We start from the raw sequence: 15,652 nt of genomic DNA, 5'->3' as shown, positions 1-15,652 counted from the left end.
CGGGGCGAAAGCGCCCTCCAGCCAATAAATCAAGGCCGGGCGAGCCGTTCCAGCCGGCGAAGGAGCAGCCGCCGTTCCGCGTCGTCGCGGACGAGGGCGAGCGCGCGCTCGTAGGCGGCACGGGCGTCCACGGTACGGCCGGCACGGTCCAGCAGCTCCCCACGGGCGGCGTGCAGGTAGTGGAAGTCCCGGAGCGGAAGCCCGTCGATGATCTCGAGCCCGGCCTCCGGCCCCCGCGTCTGGGCGATCGCGATGGCGCGGTTCAGCTCGACCACCGGGGAACCGGTCAGCCGGGCCAGCTCGCCGTACAACATGGCGATCTGCGGCCAGTCGGCCGGCTCCTCGGTGTGCAGGGCGGCGATCGCCGCCTGGACGACGTACGGCCCGCGCCCGTGCAGAGCCAGCGCCCGCGCCAGCACGCGGCGCCCGTCGGCGATCATGGCGGCGTCCCACGACGACCGGTCCTGCTCGGCCAGCAGCACCAGCTCGCCGTCGCGGAAGCGGGCCAGGCGGCGCGAGTCGTGCAGCAGCATGAGGGCCAGCAGCCCGTGCGCCTCGGCCTCGTCGGGCATGAGCTCGACCAGGGCCCGCCCGAGCCGGATCGCCTCGCCCGCCAGGTCCACCCGCCCGGTGTACCCCTCGTTGAAGATCAGGTACGCCACCGCGAGCACCGCGGCCAGCCGGTCGGGCAGCAGATGGTCGGCCGGCACCCGGAACGGGATCCCGGACGCACTGATCTTCCGCTTGGCCCGCACCAGCCGCTGCGCCATCGTCGGTTCCGGCACCAGGAACGCGTGCGCGATGTCGCCGGTGCCGAGCCCGCCGAGTGCGCGCAGCGTCAGCGCGACCTGCGCCTCCATGGACAGCGCGGGATGGCAGCAGGTGAAGATGAGTTCGAGCCGCTCGTCGCGGAACACGGCGTCGTCCATCGTGTCGTCCCCGGACGGCGGCGTCGCGAGCAGGCGGGTCTTCTCGGCCAGCGTGCGGTCGCGGCGGACGCGGTTGAGCGCCCGGTTGCGCGCCGTCGTGATCAGCCAGGCGCCCGGGTGGTCCGGCGTCCCGTCGCGCGGCCACCGGTCGGCGGCGATCGCGAACGCCTCCTGGGCGGCCTCCTCGGCGAGGTCGAAGTCGCCGAGGTAGCCGATCAGCGCGGCCAGAACACGTCCCCACTGCTCGCGGAAGACCCGCTCCAGCACGTCGGTCACTGGTTCAGCGGGCGTATCTCGACCGCGCCGCCCATGCGGGCCGCCGGGATCCGCCCGGCCAGCTCGATCGCCGCGTCGAGGTCGTCGGCCTCGTAGAACAGGTAGCCGCCGATCGCCTCCTTCATCTCCACGAACGGCCCGTCGGTCGTCAGCGTCCTGCCGTCCTGCACCCGCACGGTGGTGGCGGTGTCCGGCGGCTGCATCCACTGCCCGGGTGTCACGCCCGGCGTCTCCTCGATCGCCTGGTACGCCGCAGGCAGCGCCTTCTGCTCCTCCTCGGAAAGGTTCTCCCACGCGCCCGGATCGCCATGGCTGATCAGCAGCATGTACTTCATCGTTTCCTCCTGGGTCCTCGGGAAGGGTCGCGTCATAGACAAACGGGCCGCGGCGAAATCGACACCCCGGCCCGGCCGATTTTCTCCCCCGCTCAGGAGTTACCCGTGCCGCCGCGGTCGTGAATCCTTCACACGCTCCCCGGTAACCCGGCACTACCGCGGAGGAACGCCGATTGGACAAGCTCGTCCCACGTTCACACCCCGCCGAGAGGAGCCCGTCATGGGCCGCTTGATCGTCTGCAACATCATGTCCCTCGACGGCTTCTACGCCGGCTCCGAGGGCAACCCGCTCGTGCTGCCCATGGACGCCGCCTTCGACGCCTACAACCTGGAGCGCATACAGGCGGCCGAGGCGCTGCTGCTGGGCGCCGGCTCCTACCGCATGTTCATGGGCTTCTGGCCGGCCCAGGCGGCCAACCCGGAGGCCAGCGAGGTGAACCGCGAGTTCGGCGGCGTCTACGGCCGCATCCCGGTCAACGTGATCTCCGATTCCCTCACCGACGACGAGGTGGCGAACTGGCGGGAACAGACCACCGTCGTGCCGCGCGCCCAGGCCCACGCCCACGTCGAGAAGCTCAAGGCCGGCACCACCGGCGACATCGTCACGTTCGGCAGCCGGATCACCTGGAACGCGCTGCTCGCGGCCGGCCTGGTCGACGAACTGCACCTGGTCGTCGGCGCGACCGGGCTCGGCGAGGGCACCCCCATCTTCACCGCGCCGGTCGGCGGGCTGAGCCTGGCCGAGAGCCGCCGCTTCGACGGCTCCGGCAACGTCCTGCTGCGTTACACCGTCTCCTGAGGCGGCGTGCGGAACTGCTCGATCATCGCCGCGTAGCCGCTGCCGCCGTGCCCGGCGGCCGCGGCCCGGTCGGCCAGGGCCTTGACGAACCTCGGCAGCTCGGCGCTGACGCCGAGCGCCTCGCTCTCGTGCACGATGTGCGCCATCGCCGCCCGCTGGGTGTCGATGGTGGCGTCCAGCGCCGGGTACGCGCCGTCGTCGATCTGCCGGGCGTACCCGTCCAGCCAGCCGACCACGGCGCCGAGGCCCTCCTTGGCGAACGCGGCGAACGTCGCGGCGTCCACCCCCGCGGTGCCCAGCAGCGCGACGCCCTGGAGGAAGCCGTTCAGGACGCTCCACGACAGGCTCAGCGAGGCCACGTCGTAGAGCGAGGACAGCCCTGGGTCCGTGCCGAGGTACGTGGCTTTCGCGCCGAGGCCGAGCAGCACGGGCTCGTACCTGTCGAAGACCGGCCGGGGCCCGCTGTAGAGGATGAGGCCGTCGTCGGTGCCGATGGACTGGGGCACGGCCATGATCGCGCCGTCGAGGTAGCCGGCGCCCCGGCTCTCGGCCCAGGCGGCGGTCTCCCGCGCGGCCCCGGAGGTGCCGGAGGTCAGGTTCACCAGGACCCGGCCGTCAAGGGTCTTCTCCAGCGGGGCGAGCAGGTCGTGGACGGCGTCGTACCCGGTGAGGCAGACCACCACGAGCGGGCTCGCGGCGACGGCCTCGGCGGCCGAGCCGGCCAGGCGCGCGCCCTCGGCGACGAGGCGGTCCGCCCTGCCCGGCGAACGGTTCCACACGGTCGTGGGGTGGCCGGCGCGCAGGAAGGCGTGGGCCAGGGCTTCGCCCATCAGCCCGAGGCCGAGGACGGTCACGGCGTCTTGCCGGTTAGTGTTCATGGCAGAATCCTCAACGTTCACACCGATATGAATGTCAAGGAGACGTGACCGTGCACATCGGTGAGCTGAGCCGGCGGACCGGGGTCAACACGCACCAGCTGCGCTACTACGAGTCGCAGGGCCTGCTGGAGCCGGACCGCGGCCCCAACGGCTACCGCGAGTACGGCGACGCCGCCGTCCTGACCGTGACCCAGATCAGGAAGCTGCTCGCGGCCGGTCTGTCGACGCGGGAGATCGGCTACGTGCTGCCCTGCGCCAGCGGCGCGCGGCCCGAGCTCGAGCCCTGCCCCGAGCTGGTGAACGGCCTGCGCGAGCGCCTGACCAGGCTCGACGAGAGCATCGACGCGCTGGTGGGCACCCGCCAGGTCCTCCACGACTACCTCGACCTCACCGAGCGGCGCGCGCTCACCACCCCAGGATCCGCCACGGGGTGAACCGCGCACTGCCCACCTCCTCCTGCCAGCAGGCGAACAGCTGGCCCTTGACGCCGAGGCTGAAGACCATCACGCGGCCCGAGCTGTCGGCGGACACGGCGGGCACGCCGATGATCTTCCCGCCGAGGTCCTGCCAGGGGCCGTAAGCGCCGTTCGCCTCCTGTTGCACGGCCACCGAGACGCCCATGGCCGGATTGCGTACGGCCAGCACCACCCGGGATGAGGGGATGGAGGCGTTCGGGCCGCGGGCGGCCTGGACGTTTCCCACGCCGCCGGGAGCCGGGAGCGTCGAGGCCGCAGCCCATCCGTAGGAGGGCGGCTCCTGCTGGGTTCTGACGACGTCGCCGACGGTGACCGTACCGGTGTCGAGGTCGCCCTGACGGTAGAGGAGCTCCAGGCGCGCGTCCGCGTTGAGCACGAGCGTCGGCGGGCTGCCGGGCGTGGTGGAGCCGATGGGAGCCGAGCGGAAGCTGCCGTTGGGCTCGGTCTGCCGCCAGCGCAGGATGCGCGCGGAGTCGCAGCGGGTCCTGGCCGGATCCGCGCGGGCGCACAACGTGGCGAACAGCTCAATCCGCCCGAACCGGTCGCGCATGGCGGTGATGCCGCTGCGCAGTCCCCGCTCCGACAGCGTCCACCACGGCGACCATCGGCCGTTGCCGTAGTGGGTGCGGTAGCTGATCTGGTGGGTGCCGGTCTGGACGAAGACGTTGATCCTGCCGAGCTGGTCGAGCGCGAGCGCGGGCGTCCCGGTGCGGTTGCCGCCGTACGGCGGGCGGCCGAGGTCGGTCCACTGGCCGGTCCACGGGCCGCCGGGGGTGCGCTGCGTGGTCGTGACGATCGCGTCGGTCAGCCCGTTGTCGCGCAGCCGGATGGCGAACGCGCGCAGCCTGCCGTCGCGGTCACGCTCGACGGCGACGCCCGGGGCGAGCCACTCACCGGCGTACCCCAGCGAGCTGGGCCCGCGCCAGCGGCCGTCGGCGCCCTGGTCCCAGGAGACCACGCGGCGCCCCTGCACCGACAGGACGCTGAGCCGCTTGTCGGCGTTGGCGGCCACGCGCAGCAGCTCACCGGTCCAGCGGTAGACCATCCGGTTCATCCTCCAGACGTAGGCCGGATAGTTGAGGTCGGAGTCCCTGGCCAGCGGGTCGTGCGGGGCGTACGCGTCGAAGACGTCCTTCTTCATGTCCCGCTCGGCCGGGCCCAGGTTGGCCGGGACGTCCTGGATGAAGTAGTCGCGGAAGTTGATCTCGACCAGCCGCGGGTTCACGTGACGGTGCTGGCGGGCGGCCTCGGCGGTGAAGCGCGCCGTCTGGACGTGGTCGGGGTGGTCGTGCGTGCGGTAGAGGTCCGGCTGGGGGTCCTGCGTGCGGATCGCGTGCGGGGTGAACATCTCCATGAGCTTGCGCAGCGTGCCGACGAGCCCGCCGTAGGTGTAGCACTGTTCGTACGGCGAGCCGCGTTCGGTGAACGTCGGCAGGCAGCCCGCCTTCCCCTGGTCGTCCCAGAGCCGGACCAGCGCGCCGCGCCCGCGGGCGTCCTGGCGGCGCTTGTTCCCGCCGTCGGACAGGCGCAGGAACAGCAGGTGCACCCCGGTGCCGCGCAGGTGGTTGTGCTCGACGACCTGCGCGCCGACCCGAAGGGCCTCGCTGTCCCAGACCGGCGCGTCCACGCCCGCCATGCGCGCGTACGCCGCCCGCGAGCCCTCGCGCCTGCCCTCGGCGTAGGCGTGGTCCTCCTGCGCCTCGCCCGCGGTGAGGAAAACGGACGCGATCGGATATCCGGCGCGAATGGTCTGGTGGATGTCGGGATTGAGGAAGAGGAGGTCATCATCCTCATGTGCGAGGAAATGCATAAAATGCACATGCTCGATAAGCCTGGACATTTTTGCCTCGGCCGGCAGGACCGCTCCCATAGCGGTCATCAGCAGGCTCGCCAGGAAAAGGCACACACTCTTCTTCAATTCCTCCCCCTCCGTATCAATGAAAGGATCATGGATACAAGAGGGACAGGCCGGGATTGATGCGCAAAGGCACTGTCAGTGTTCTTCTGTCCTGCGGCAAGCGATTCGTCAGCGGGCGTGGCCTTCGCTCCACGCCCGGGTGATCCGCTCCGCTATTTCCTCGTCCGCGTTCCGGTCATTCCTCCGCGTTGTCCTTGCGGAGGCGTTCGGCGTGCCGGGTCTGGTTGAGCAGCGCGAGCCGCAGGAACGTCTCGACCACCTCGAGTTCGGCGACGGTGTAGCGGCGCAGTCCGGCCTGGGCCTCGGCGGCGATCGGACCCCAGACCTCCTCGACGGCCGCCCGGCCCCGCTCGCTCAGGTGGACCAGGACCCGGCGCCGGTCGGCGGTGTCGCGTACCCGTTCGGCCAGCCCGGCCCGCTCCAGCCGGTCGATGGCGGTGGTGGCCGCGCCGCCGGTCAGGCCCGCTCCTGACGCCAGCTCGCTCGCCGTGAGCGGGCCGCGCGCGGTCAGCCGGCTCAGGCAGCGCACGTCGGTCCTGTTGACGCCGAGCCGCCGCGCGGCCAGCTCGTCGATGAGGTCCGTGGCGTCCTGCAGATCCTGTACGGCCCTGGCCACGGCCTCGATCCTGGATTGCTTTGACAATCTAATCCTTAGATTATTGAATCAATTGGGCTCGACCGAAGTCTAACCCTCCTGGAGGCCATGATGGCGACCCTTCCGCCGCACCTGCGACCCGCGACGCCCGACGACGTGCCGGCCCTGCTGGACCTGATGGACTCCGTCCACGCCTGGCTCATCGCCCAGGACCTGCCGGAACAGTGGGGCACGGTCCCCTTCTCCCAGATCCCCGGTTTCCCCGGCCGGGTGGCGGAGTGGACCGGCCTCGGCGTCATCACCCTGGCCGAACGCGACGGCCGTCAGGTCGGCATGCTGGCCGCGGCCCCGGCGACGCCGCCGCGCATCCCGCCCGGCACCGTCCCCGACGGCTCGATGTTCATCCACACCGTGATGACCGACCGCGGGCCCGCCGGACGGGGCGTCGGCCCGGCCCTGATGGCGGAGGCCGAACGCCTGGCCAGAACACACGACGCCCCCGCCCTGGCCCTGGACCACTGGGCCGACAGCCCGGTGCTCGGCCGCGTCTACGACGAGCACGGCTACGTCAAGGTCGCCGACTACTTCGACGAACACCACGTCCGCACCACCGTCCGCGTCCGCCCCCTGAGGTAGCCAACGCCGGGCCGCCCCCCGGTGGACGGCCCGCGGGAGACAGCCGCAGCGGGTGGACGCCTGCGGGGACGGGCGCACCTGTCGGACGGCCCGCCCCCGGTGGTGTGACCGTGGAAAACGGTCAGGAGTCGTGGACCGGCAGGTCCACGGCGACCTCGTGGTGGGTGACGCGCTCGTCCCACCGGGTCAGGGCGCGGCGGGCCACGTCAGCGAGCACCGCCTGCCCGGGATCCTCACCGGCGAAGGCGCGGATCTCGTCCATGCCGGTGAAGTACGCGATCGAGGTGAACAGCACCTCGTCGCCGTCGTCCTGCCGCAGCAGGCGGGCGCCGAGGAAGCCGTCGATCTTCCGCAGATTAACCGCCACCTCCGACCCGTAGTGCCGCTGGTAGTCGTCGGCCGTCGCCTTTCCGGCCCATCCACGCCACGTTCGCGCGATCATGCGTTGCACCTGGCCTTCCTTGTCAGAGCCTGATCACGCCACAGCGTAGGCTCTTCCGATGAAGATGCACGCCGACGAACTGGCCGTCCCCCTCGACACGGTCCGCGCGCTCGTCGCCGGGCAGTTCCCCGCATGGAAGGACCTGCCGGTCAGGCGGGTCGAAAGCCAGGGCACGGTCAACGCCATCTTCCGCATCGGCGGGGATCTCGCGGCCAGGTTCCCCATCGAGGCGCGCGAGCCCGATGCGGCCCGCCGGTGGCTGGAGGCCGAGGCGGCGGCGGCCCGCGAACTGCTGGACGCCACCCGCTTCCGCACACCTGAGCCGATCGCGCTCGGCGAGCCGGGGGAGGGCTACCCGCTGCCGTGGTCGGTGCAGACCTGGCTGCCGGGCGCCGTGGCCAGCGACGAGGACCCGGGGGAGTCGGCGGCGTTCGCGCACGACCTGGCCGAGCTGATCACCGGGCTGCGCGCCGTCGAGACGCGCGGTCGCAGGTTCACCGGCGGCGGCAGGGGCGGCGACCTGACCACGCACGACGATTGGGTGGAGAGGTGCCTGCGCGAGAGCGAGCACCTGCTCGACGTCCCCCGGCTGCGCGCCACCTGGAATGCCCTGCGGACCCTGCCCCGCGAGTCCGCCGACGTCATGAACCACGGCGACCTGATCCCCGGCAACGTCCTCGTCTCGGGCGGCCGGCTGGCCGGGGTGCTCGACGTGGGCGGCTTCGGACCGGCCGACCCCGCCCTCGACCTCGTGAGCGCCTGGCACCTGCTGGAGCCAGGGCCCCGGGCCATCCTGCGCGAGCGGGTCGGCAGCGGCGACCTGGAGTGGGCGCGGGGCAAGGCGTGGGCCTTCGTGCAGGCGATGGGCGTGGTCTGGTACTACGTCGCCAGCAACCCGGTGATGAGCCACATGGGCCGCCGCACCCTGGACCGCATCCTCGCCGACGCTCCCTGAATCATCCGGTACGGCGGAGCCGCCCATGGCCTGGGAAGCGGCTCCGCCGTACCGGAGATCAGCAGGGGATCTTGGAGGTGGTGGCGTCCGGCGCGAGCCGGGGGAGCCCGTCGGCCACGTCCACGGCGACCAGCGCGCTGGAGTTGACGGTGACCAGTCGCATCTTCGGGTTGCCGTTGGTCCGCTTCGCCGGTTCGAGCTCCTCATACCGGTCGCCGAGATAGCGGAACGTCTCCCGATCGAAGATCATCTCGCTTCTGGCGCCGTCCTTGTCCAGCGCCACCGCGATGCCGGGCCTGCCTGCGGCGTCCACCCGCTCGGGAATCAGCCTGATGCCCGGGATCTCGGCGGCGATCTTGTAGAGCTCCGGGGTCACGCTCGGCCGGACCGCCGCGGTACGGATCAGCAGGCTGACCGTCTGCCAGACGTCGGGCCCCCCGGCCGCGACCCGCTCGCGCAGTTCGGCGGGCGTGACGTCGGCTATTCCGGCATAGGTCAGCTCGCCGGACGGCGGCGTCGCGCAGTCGAGCTCGAAGACGCTGTCGGTGATCCCGCTCGACAGGGGGAAGTGGGCCCGCGGCAGTCCCGGCGCGTCCGCCTGGCCCGTCTCGCGTTCGCGCATCAGCCACGGCTTGCGGCCCACGGCCGGTTCCCAGCGCTCCTCGACTCCGCTCGTCAGCTCCCCCTTGCCGTTCTGGACCTGGGTTCGCTGGTTCTGGAAGCGGGTGTAGACGTACTGCTCGGGTCCCGGCTTGAGGTCGGGCTGCTCCTCGGCGGCCGCGGCGGCCCGCCGCAGCACCTCCTGGGCGCTGGCCGGGGCCGCGCCGGGAAGGAACACGACCAGGCCCGCCGTCACCGCCGCCGCCAGCCCGCCGGCCAGCAGGAGCCGTGGCATCGCTCGCCCCCGCGAGAGCGAGCCACGGGGCCGTCGCGTGTCCCGCAGCAGCGACGCGCGCAGCGGCGCCAGGTTCTGCCGGTCCGGTTCCGGCTTCTCCGCCCAGAGCTGCCTGACCTGGGTCATCTCATCCATGATTGGCCTCCAAAGCCTCTCGCACCTGGGTTCTGGCCCGGTTGAGCCGCGAACGCACCGTTCCCACGGGGATGGACAGCGCGGCGGCCGTCTCCTCGTAGGTGAACTCCGCCCACGCCACCAGCAGCAGGACGTCGCGGTCGCCCGCCTTCAGCCCGGCGATCGCCGAGACCAGCGGCCGGTTCACCGCGAGCGTGGTGACCCCGTCCTCCACCAGCCCGGACGGCAGCGGCCTCGCGCCGTCGCGCAGGCTCGCCTGGTAGTGCGAGACCTCGGTACGGCGCCGCCGCCGGATGACGTTCGTCGCGATGCCGTACAGCCAGGGGCGGGCGGTGCCGTACTCGGCGTTGTAGCGGCGCCGGTGCTGGAAGGCGTTCAGGAAGGTCTCCGAGACGACGTCGTCGGCCGCCTCGTCACCGAGCCTGCGCGCGGCGAAGCGGTGAAGCGCGGGCGCGTACCGGTCGAAGATCTCGGCGAAGGCGTCCGGCTCCTGCAACGACCGGCTTATCAGGGCCGCGTCCGCGCCTTCCGCGGTCGCTGTCGATCCCTTCATAGAGGGCCTTTCCGTGGGAATTCGGGAACACCCGTACTTGCCGGGGGGCGCCCGAAAGGTTCACGGATGAGGCGTCAGCGCAGGAGGACGGCCACGGCGAGCACCACGTACCCGGTGGACAGGCCGAGGAAGGTGATCGTGTCCACCCAGCGCATGGCCCGGCTGTCGGCCAGGTCGGGGCGGACGGCGGCGGGGAAGCACGAACCAGTCCGTCAGGACCCCTGCGGTCAGTTCGAGAACCCCCAGCTTCACCAGGAACGGCACCCCCGCCTCCCATCTCCGCACCGAAGAAGTCCTGGCCGAGCGCGTCGCGATGCTCTCCGTGCTCTCCGTCGACATCGAGTGGTCGTGGTTCACCGACGCCGAACGCGCCCACGCCGAGTGGTCGCGGGCGCGCGGCCGCGACACGCTGCTCGTGCTCGCCAAGCCCGACAAGCTCCCCGGCAGCGCGGCCGAGGCCGCGAACGCGCTGCTCGACCTGCTCGTCCGCCGCATCGAGGGCGGCGAGCCCGCGGGTCCCCGGCTCATGCCGGTAGGCCTGTGCCCCCGCGCCTCCACCCTCGGATGGGAGGGAGCCGGAACTGTCGTCTCGTGACCGGTGAAACCCCTGCTACCTTATTTGCCCACATCTGTACGTTTGTCGTGAAAGCCGAGGCGGCGTGGGCAAGTCGAGCGTTCTGTCAGTGATCGGCTGGACGCTGCTGTCCGTCCTCGTGCCCGGCGCCGCGCACCTGCGCGCGGGCAAGCGGCGCACCGGCATCGTGATCCTCACGCTCTACGTCCTGCTTCTGGCGACGCTCACGACGGTCGTCCTGGTCAACGGCACGCAGCTCGCCGGGCTGGTCGCGGACCCGTCGGTGGTGACCGGCCTGATCGTCGGCTGCGTCGTAGGCGGGCTGGCCTGGGCGGCCGTGGTGGTCGCCTCGTACGTGGCGATGCGGCCGGGGAGCCTGCCGCGCCGGGCGCAGGCCGCCACCGGGGCGGTCGCCGGGGTGCTGGCCGTGGCGGTGGCGGTGCCGTTCACCTTCGTGGCGGCGACCGCGCGCACCTCCAACGAGGCGATCGACGAGGTGTTCAAGGAGACCGCCAGCAAGCCGATCGACCCCAAGGACCCCTTCGACGGGCGCCGGCGGCTCAACATCGCCCTGCTCGGCGGCGACGGCGCCGCCTCCCGGCAGGGCGTGGGCATCAGGACCGACAGCATCAACGTCGTCAGCATCGACGTGAAGACCGGGGACTCGGTCCTGTTCGCGCTGCCCAGGGAGATGGAGAACGCCCCGTTCCCGCCGGGCAGCGCCATGGCCAAGCGGTTCCCGCCGCCCAAGAACTTCTGGCTGCCCCCCGGTCAGGGCCGGGGCAGCGCCGACCTGCTCAACGGCGTGTGGGCGTACGCCGACGCCCACCCCGAGGTCGCCGGGCACGCGCGCACCCGCGCCGGAGACGCGCTCAAGGGCGCGCTCGGCCAGATCCTCGGCCTCAAGGTCGACTACTACATGATGGTCAACATGTGGGGCGTGGCCCGGCTGATCGACGCGCTGGGCGGCGTCACCATCAAGGTGGAGCGTGACATCTGCTACGGCGTCGGCCGCAGCGACGGCGGCGTGGTCAAGGCCGGCACCCACAAGCTCAACGGCGAGCAGGCCCTCTGGTACGGCAGGGCCCGCGACCACCCCGGCAGCAGCTGCGCCGGAGGCGACAACAGCACCCGGATGAAGCGCCAGCAGTGCGTCATGAACGCGATGCTCAGCCAGCTCCAGCCGGCCAACGTGCTGCTGAAGTTCAACGCGCTGGCCCGCGCCGCCAAGAGCACGTTCGTCACCGACATCCCGCGCGACCTGCTGGGTGAACTCGTCCCGCTGGCCGACCGGGTCAAGTCGGGGCGGGTGGCGACGATGAGCTTCGTGCCGCCTGCCTACAACCCTGCCTATCCGGACTTCCCGCGCATCCGCCGGGCCGTACGGACCGCCACCGTCGGTGGGATCACGACCAAGCCGACGCCGTCGGCTACGAGCACGCCCTCGGCCGGTGTCACCAAGAAGCCCAAACCATCCGGCGGGGTGTCCAAGCTGGCCTCCACCTGCGCGGCCTGACTCTCCGGAGGGGGCATTTCTGTCGCCGCGCCCGGCTACTCTCCGGGTGTGGATGCTGTCGAACCGCTCCAGATGCCGCCGATGGTTCTGTACCAGGGCAAGACTCCCGCGTTCCTGCTCGCCTGGCGACGCGGGACCGACCACTGGGAAGGCCGGCTCGCCGTACCGCAGTCGCAGGTCGACGTGCGCGGCGAGCCGGTGCACGGGCTCAACTACCGCTGGGCCCCGGCCGCTGAGCTGAACAACCTGCCCCGCGTCGACTACTCGGCCGTGCCGCGCCCCGGCCCCGGCGAGACGGAGCCGCCGCCGTTGCGGATGCCGCCGATGGTGCTGATCAAGGGCGGCGACCCGGCCTTCCTGCTGGCCTGGCGGCGCGGGGCCGACCACTGGGAGGGCTTCCTGGCGGTGCCGCCCGGCGCCGGAGCCCAGGGTGACGGCGTCGTGCACGTGCGCGTGGGCGCGGGGGCCATCACCAAGCTGCCCGAGGTCGACTACAGCGACGTGCCCGCGCCGCCCCGCGAGGCCTGAGCGGTGTTTGCCCAACGTTCGCCTGGTTTGCCGGAAGGTCTTGGGCGTACGCGGGTACCTGGGTGACATGGGAAACACTGAGGCCGCCGCGCACGGGCGGAGCACGCCCCCGATCGGAGAGGGGGTCATCGATCCGCAGACCGCCGCCGAGGACAGCCACCTGCTGGAGATCACCCCCGGGCTGACCGTGGACAACTCCGACGACGACGACCCGGTCCTGATCCGCGCCGACGGCCAGGCGGTGTCCACCTGGCGCGAGCACTACCCGTACGCCGAAAGGATGGACCGCGCCCGCTACGACCACGACAAGCGGCTGCTGCAGATCGAGCTGCTCAAGCTGCAGTACTGGATCAAGCACACCGGCGGGCGGCTGGTGATCCTGTTCGAGGGCCGCGACGCCGCGGGCAAGGGCGGCACGATCAAGAGGTTCACCGAGCACCTCAACCCGCGCGGAGCCACGGTCGTCGCCCTGGAGAAGCCCAGCGAGCGCGAGCGGACCCAGTGGTACTTCCAGCGCTACGTCGCTCACCTGCCGTCGGCGGGGGAGATCGTGATGTTCGACCGCTCCTGGTACAACCGCGCCGGGGTGGAGCGGGTGATGGGCTTCTGCACGGAGAGGCAGTATCTCGAGTTCGTCGAGCAGGCGCCGCTGTTCGAGCGGATGCTGGTCGAGTCGGGGATCCACCTGGTCAAGCTGTGGTTCTCGGTCTCGCGCGCCGAGCAGCGCACCCGGTTCATCATCCGGCAGGTCGACCCGGTCCGGCAGTGGAAGCTGTCGCCCATGGACCTGGAGTCGCTGGACCGGTGGAACGAGTACACGGCCGCCAAGGAGGACATGTTCCTGCACACCGACACCGAGATCGCGCCCTGGACGGTGATCAAGAGCAACGACAAGAAGCGCGCCAGGACGGAGGCGATGCGCCACGTCCTGAGCCTGTTCGACTACGAGGACAAGGACGAGACCGTGGTCAAGACCCCCGACCCGCGCATCGTGATCTCCGCGGCCGACATCGTCGACGAGGACCACACCGGCATGAACGGCACGCGCTGACCCCGAGCAGAGCGGGCGGCCCATCACCCCGCGCAGCACCCGCATGACGTTCTCGCCGAGGATCTTCCTGATGTCGGCCTCGGCGAAGTCCCGGCGCGCCATGGTCTCGGTGATCTTGGGCAGGTCGGCGGGGCGTTCGATCTCGGCGGGGGTGAAGCCGTCCCTGATGCCGGGAGTCCGCGCCGGCCGGCCGCCGAAGGCCTGCCGGAAGTAGTCCTCGATGAAGTCGGGGCCGAGGCCGGCGTGGTCGGCGCCGGCCACGTTCACCAGGTGCTCGATCTGGTCGACGACCCGCTCGGCGCTGGAGTCGGCGTGGTCGATGAACATGGGGATCGCCGCCGCGACGCTGATCACGCCGCCGCGTTCGGCGATGACCGCCCACCCCCGCACCCGGGACCTCCTCGACGCCGCCCGCTCCGGCGCTGGGGTTAGGTTGGGTACATGACAGCCGTGCTCGTCTACGACGGAGACTGCGGGTTCTGCACGACGTGCGTGCGCTTCATCGAGCGGCGCATGCGCGTCCGGGCGCGGATCACCGCCTGGCAGGCGGCCGACCTGGCCGCCCTCGGCGTGACCGAGGAGCGGGCGCGCCACGAGCTGCTGTGGGTGTCCGGCAGTGGCGTGTACGGCGGCGCCCAGGCGGTCGCCAAGCTCCTCCTCCACGCCGGCCTGCCCTGGAGCCCGATCGGCGCGATCCTGCGGCTGCCGCCGGTCCGCTGGCTAGCCCACGGCGTCTACCGCCTTGTCGCAGGCAACCGGCACCGGCTGCCCGGCGGCACCGCGGCGTGCGCGCTGGACGACCCGCTCAAGAGGTAGGAACGCGGCCAGGCAGATCACGTGCGGCAGGAAGTGGATCGTGATCGCCGCCCAGGTCACGACGTGGAAGGCGAGGAAGAACGCCACCCCGGCGTACAGCGCCCTGCCGCGCAGGAACAGCAGGACCGGCGAGGCCGTCTCGGCCAGCAGCACCACCCACTGGCCGATGAGCAGCGCGCCGGGGATGCCCGCGACGAAGTGCCCGAAGAACGTGCCCCGCCGGGTGACCGCCCACTGGAACGTGGCGCCGTTGGGCCACTCCCACCCGCCGTGCCGGATCTTCGCGTAGGCGGACAGGAAGTAGGTGGCCACGACGGCGATCTGCACACACCGCAACGCCCACCCCGCCGCCTGCCCGCACGTTGACGCCCCGCCGGGGCCCGGCGTCTTGCCAGTGGCACGTCCCGCGGTGGGCAGCGTCCGGACGGTGGGCAGCGTCCTGACGGTGGGCTGGTCCGCGGTGGGCAGCGTCCTGACGGTGGCGCGGCCCACGGTGGGCAGGACGAAGAGGGTGACGATCAGGGCCAGGTGGTCGTGGTCGACCTTGCCGTACGACATCGCGAGCACGGCCCAGTAGGTGTATCCGAGCGCGACCACGTACCCCGCCACCCTCGGCAGCCGGCCGGCGGCGGCGACGAGCGCGCCGAGCACGACGACCGCGAACAGCGTGTACACCAGCGCAGTGCCAGCCCCGGGCAGGTGGAGCAGGCGTGCCACCAGGACCGGCCGGTAGATGGACGAGCCGTGCGCGTGGCCCCACACGCCGCCGGTGAACAGGATCATGTCCACCGGCAGGAACAGATAGACGACGACCCCCAGGAGACGGACGCGCCGCAGCGGCTCCTGCGGGAACCACCAGCTTGTCAGCGGACCTGCCATGTCACCCTCTCCACGTGGTGCGCCGACGCCGGGCGCCGGTCCCTCAGCGTGATGACCTTGGTGATCACGTAGATCTTGGTCAGCCGAGGGTCCTGCGGGCGGATCCTGGCGTGGTTGTCGGCGAGTTCCTGCAGCAGGGACGGCTCGGCCATGTAGCGCCCGAGCTGGCCTTCGAGCTCGGCGCGGCGGATGCCGACGTAGTAGGGCTCGATCGGGATCTCCACGCGGGCGCCCGCCGTGGTGTCGGCCTCCATGATCAGCGATCGGATCTCGCCGTCGGGAGGGATGCTGAACGCGTACTGCACCATTGGCCCGAAAGGGAAAAGGTCGTCGTCACCGGCGACCGTGCCATAACCGAGTGCCATGAGCACGGCAGTAGCCGCGACCAGGCGCCACATTCTTCTCCCCCGGGTAAGAATTGCCCCCATGCGCCCAGGAAGCTATCAGGATCAATCAGCGATATCCC

General features: G+C 71.4%; 20 protein-coding genes and 1 pseudogene. 10 read left to right on the top strand and 11 right to left on the bottom strand.

Annotated features, from left to right (window positions below; all coding sequences use genetic code 11):
- Nucleotides 1-29: 29 nt before the first annotated feature.
- Nucleotides 30-1,205 carry an RNA polymerase sigma factor gene (locus tag HNR40_RS24075; protein WP_184964959.1) on the bottom strand — a complete coding sequence of 392 codons (1,176 nt, stop codon included), beginning with the start codon at nt 1,203-1,205 and terminating at the stop codon, nt 30-32.
- Nucleotides 1,202-1,540: a YciI family protein gene (locus HNR40_RS24070; protein ID WP_184964957.1), complete on the bottom strand. Its 339-nt coding sequence runs from the start codon at nt 1,538-1,540 to the stop codon at nt 1,202-1,204. The genes HNR40_RS24075 and HNR40_RS24070 overlap by 4 nt, the downstream gene beginning before the upstream one ends.
- 220 nt (nt 1,541-1,760) lie before the next feature.
- Here HNR40_RS24070 and HNR40_RS24065 point away from each other — a divergent pair, with 220 nt between their 5' ends.
- The gene (locus HNR40_RS24065) at nt 1,761-2,339 is read left to right on the top strand and encodes a dihydrofolate reductase family protein (RefSeq protein ID WP_184964955.1); all 579 of its coding nucleotides are present in this window, start codon (nt 1,761-1,763) and stop codon (nt 2,337-2,339) included.
- Here the strand turns inward: HNR40_RS24065 and HNR40_RS24060 are convergent.
- Nucleotides 2,324-3,217: an NAD(P)-dependent oxidoreductase gene (locus HNR40_RS24060; RefSeq protein ID WP_184964953.1), complete on the bottom strand. Its 894-nt coding sequence runs from the start codon at nt 3,215-3,217 to the stop codon at nt 2,324-2,326. The genes HNR40_RS24065 and HNR40_RS24060 overlap by 16 nt on opposite strands.
- A 44-nt stretch (nt 3,218-3,261) precedes the next feature.
- On the opposite strand from HNR40_RS24060, the gene HNR40_RS24055 reads away from it, so the two are divergent.
- Nucleotides 3,262-3,651, top strand: a complete 390-nt coding sequence (locus HNR40_RS24055) for a MerR family transcriptional regulator (RefSeq protein WP_376773498.1) — start codon at nt 3,262-3,264, stop codon at nt 3,649-3,651.
- Here HNR40_RS24055 and HNR40_RS24050 read toward each other — a convergent pair.
- Both HNR40_RS24050 and HNR40_RS24045 read right to left on the bottom strand, forming a co-directional pair.
- On the bottom strand, nt 3,623-5,503 hold the full coding sequence (locus HNR40_RS24050; RefSeq protein ID WP_184964951.1) for a DUF8189 domain-containing protein: 1,881 nt from the start codon (nt 5,501-5,503) through the stop codon (nt 3,623-3,625). The two genes, HNR40_RS24055 and HNR40_RS24050, sit on opposite strands and share 29 nt — an antisense overlap.
- 283 nt (nt 5,504-5,786) lie before the next feature.
- Nucleotides 5,787-6,254, bottom strand: coding sequence for a MarR family winged helix-turn-helix transcriptional regulator (locus HNR40_RS24045; protein ID WP_184964949.1), 468 nt, complete (start codon nt 6,252-6,254; stop codon nt 5,787-5,789).
- 60 nt (nt 6,255-6,314) lie between these two features.
- On the opposite strand from HNR40_RS24045, the gene HNR40_RS24040 reads away from it, so the two are divergent.
- Nucleotides 6,315-6,842, top strand: a complete 528-nt coding sequence (locus tag HNR40_RS24040; RefSeq protein WP_184964947.1) for a GNAT family N-acetyltransferase — start codon at nt 6,315-6,317, stop codon at nt 6,840-6,842.
- 121 nt (nt 6,843-6,963) lie between these two features.
- Here the strand turns inward: HNR40_RS24040 and HNR40_RS24035 are convergent, their stop codons facing one another.
- Nucleotides 6,964-7,284, bottom strand: a complete 321-nt coding sequence (locus tag HNR40_RS24035) for an antibiotic biosynthesis monooxygenase family protein (protein ID WP_184964945.1) — start codon at nt 7,282-7,284, stop codon at nt 6,964-6,966.
- A 58-nt stretch (nt 7,285-7,342) separates the two neighbouring features.
- Between HNR40_RS24035 and HNR40_RS24030 the strand changes: the two genes are divergently transcribed.
- Nucleotides 7,343-8,239, top strand: a complete 897-nt coding sequence (locus HNR40_RS24030) for a phosphotransferase (RefSeq protein ID WP_184964943.1) — start codon at nt 7,343-7,345, stop codon at nt 8,237-8,239.
- A 58-nt stretch (nt 8,240-8,297) separates the two neighbouring features.
- Here HNR40_RS24030 and HNR40_RS24025 read toward each other — a convergent pair whose 3' ends face one another.
- Nucleotides 8,298-9,269, bottom strand: coding sequence for a CU044_5270 family protein (locus tag HNR40_RS24025; protein WP_184964940.1), 972 nt, complete (start codon nt 9,267-9,269; stop codon nt 8,298-8,300).
- Nucleotides 9,262-9,822, bottom strand: a complete 561-nt coding sequence (locus HNR40_RS24020; protein ID WP_184964938.1) for an RNA polymerase sigma factor — start codon at nt 9,820-9,822, stop codon at nt 9,262-9,264. Before HNR40_RS24020 ends, HNR40_RS24025 begins: the two co-directional genes overlap by 8 nt.
- Nucleotides 9,823-10,144: 322 nt before the next feature.
- On the opposite strand from HNR40_RS24020, the gene HNR40_RS24015 reads away from it, so the two are divergent.
- The 4 genes from HNR40_RS24015 to ppk2 all read left to right on the top strand — a co-directional run bounded on the left by HNR40_RS24015 (nt 10,145) and on the right by ppk2 (nt 13,491).
- Complete coding sequence (locus tag HNR40_RS24015) at nt 10,145-10,417, top strand: hypothetical protein (RefSeq protein ID WP_184964936.1); 273 nt, start codon at nt 10,145-10,147, stop codon at nt 10,415-10,417.
- 88 nt (nt 10,418-10,505) lie between these two features.
- Entirely contained in the window at nt 10,506-11,912 is a 1,407-nt protein-coding gene (locus HNR40_RS24010) for an LCP family protein (RefSeq protein WP_184964934.1), read from the top strand.
- Nucleotides 11,913-11,960: 48 nt separating this feature from the next.
- Entirely contained in the window at nt 11,961-12,440 is a 480-nt protein-coding gene (locus HNR40_RS24005) for a hypothetical protein (RefSeq protein ID WP_184964932.1), read from the top strand.
- Nucleotides 12,441-12,507: 67 nt separating this feature from the next.
- A complete protein-coding gene (ppk2, locus tag HNR40_RS24000; protein WP_184964930.1) occupies nt 12,508-13,491 on the top strand; it encodes a polyphosphate kinase 2 in 984 nt (327 codons plus the stop codon).
- A gap of 84 nt (nt 13,492-13,575) precedes the next feature.
- On the opposite strand, the pseudogene HNR40_RS57880 reads toward ppk2, so the two are convergent.
- Nucleotides 13,576-13,818: pseudogene (locus HNR40_RS57880) on the bottom strand (hypothetical protein); the annotation flags it as partial.
- On the opposite strand from HNR40_RS57880, the gene HNR40_RS54880 reads away from it, so the two are divergent.
- Together HNR40_RS54880 and HNR40_RS23990 are read left to right on the top strand one after the other, a co-directional pair.
- Nucleotides 13,712-13,936, top strand: coding sequence for a hypothetical protein (locus tag HNR40_RS54880; protein WP_246509386.1), 225 nt, complete (start codon nt 13,712-13,714; stop codon nt 13,934-13,936). The pseudogene HNR40_RS57880 and the gene HNR40_RS54880 overlap by 107 nt on opposite strands.
- Nucleotides 13,933-14,307: a thiol-disulfide oxidoreductase DCC family protein gene (locus HNR40_RS23990; protein ID WP_184964928.1), complete on the top strand. Its 375-nt coding sequence runs from the start codon at nt 13,933-13,935 to the stop codon at nt 14,305-14,307. The genes HNR40_RS54880 and HNR40_RS23990 overlap by 4 nt, the downstream gene beginning before the upstream one ends.
- Here the strand turns inward: HNR40_RS23990 and HNR40_RS23985 are convergent.
- On the bottom strand, nt 14,212-15,186 hold the full coding sequence (locus HNR40_RS23985; RefSeq protein WP_184964926.1) for an HTTM domain-containing protein: 975 nt from the start codon (nt 15,184-15,186) through the stop codon (nt 14,212-14,214). The genes HNR40_RS23990 and HNR40_RS23985 overlap by 96 nt on opposite strands.
- Nucleotides 15,171-15,584, bottom strand: coding sequence for a hypothetical protein (locus HNR40_RS23980; protein ID WP_184964924.1), 414 nt, complete (start codon nt 15,582-15,584; stop codon nt 15,171-15,173). Before HNR40_RS23980 ends, HNR40_RS23985 begins: the two co-directional genes overlap by 16 nt.
- Between the last annotated feature and the right edge of the window lie 68 nt (nt 15,585-15,652).

Origin of the sequence: Nonomuraea endophytica (assembly GCF_014203235.1) — a bacterium.
Taxonomy (GTDB): domain Bacteria; phylum Actinomycetota; class Actinomycetes; order Streptosporangiales; family Streptosporangiaceae; genus Nonomuraea; species Nonomuraea endophytica.
The sequence above is the reverse complement of the archived record's forward strand: the minus strand, read 5'-3'. Positions and strand labels throughout refer to the sequence as shown.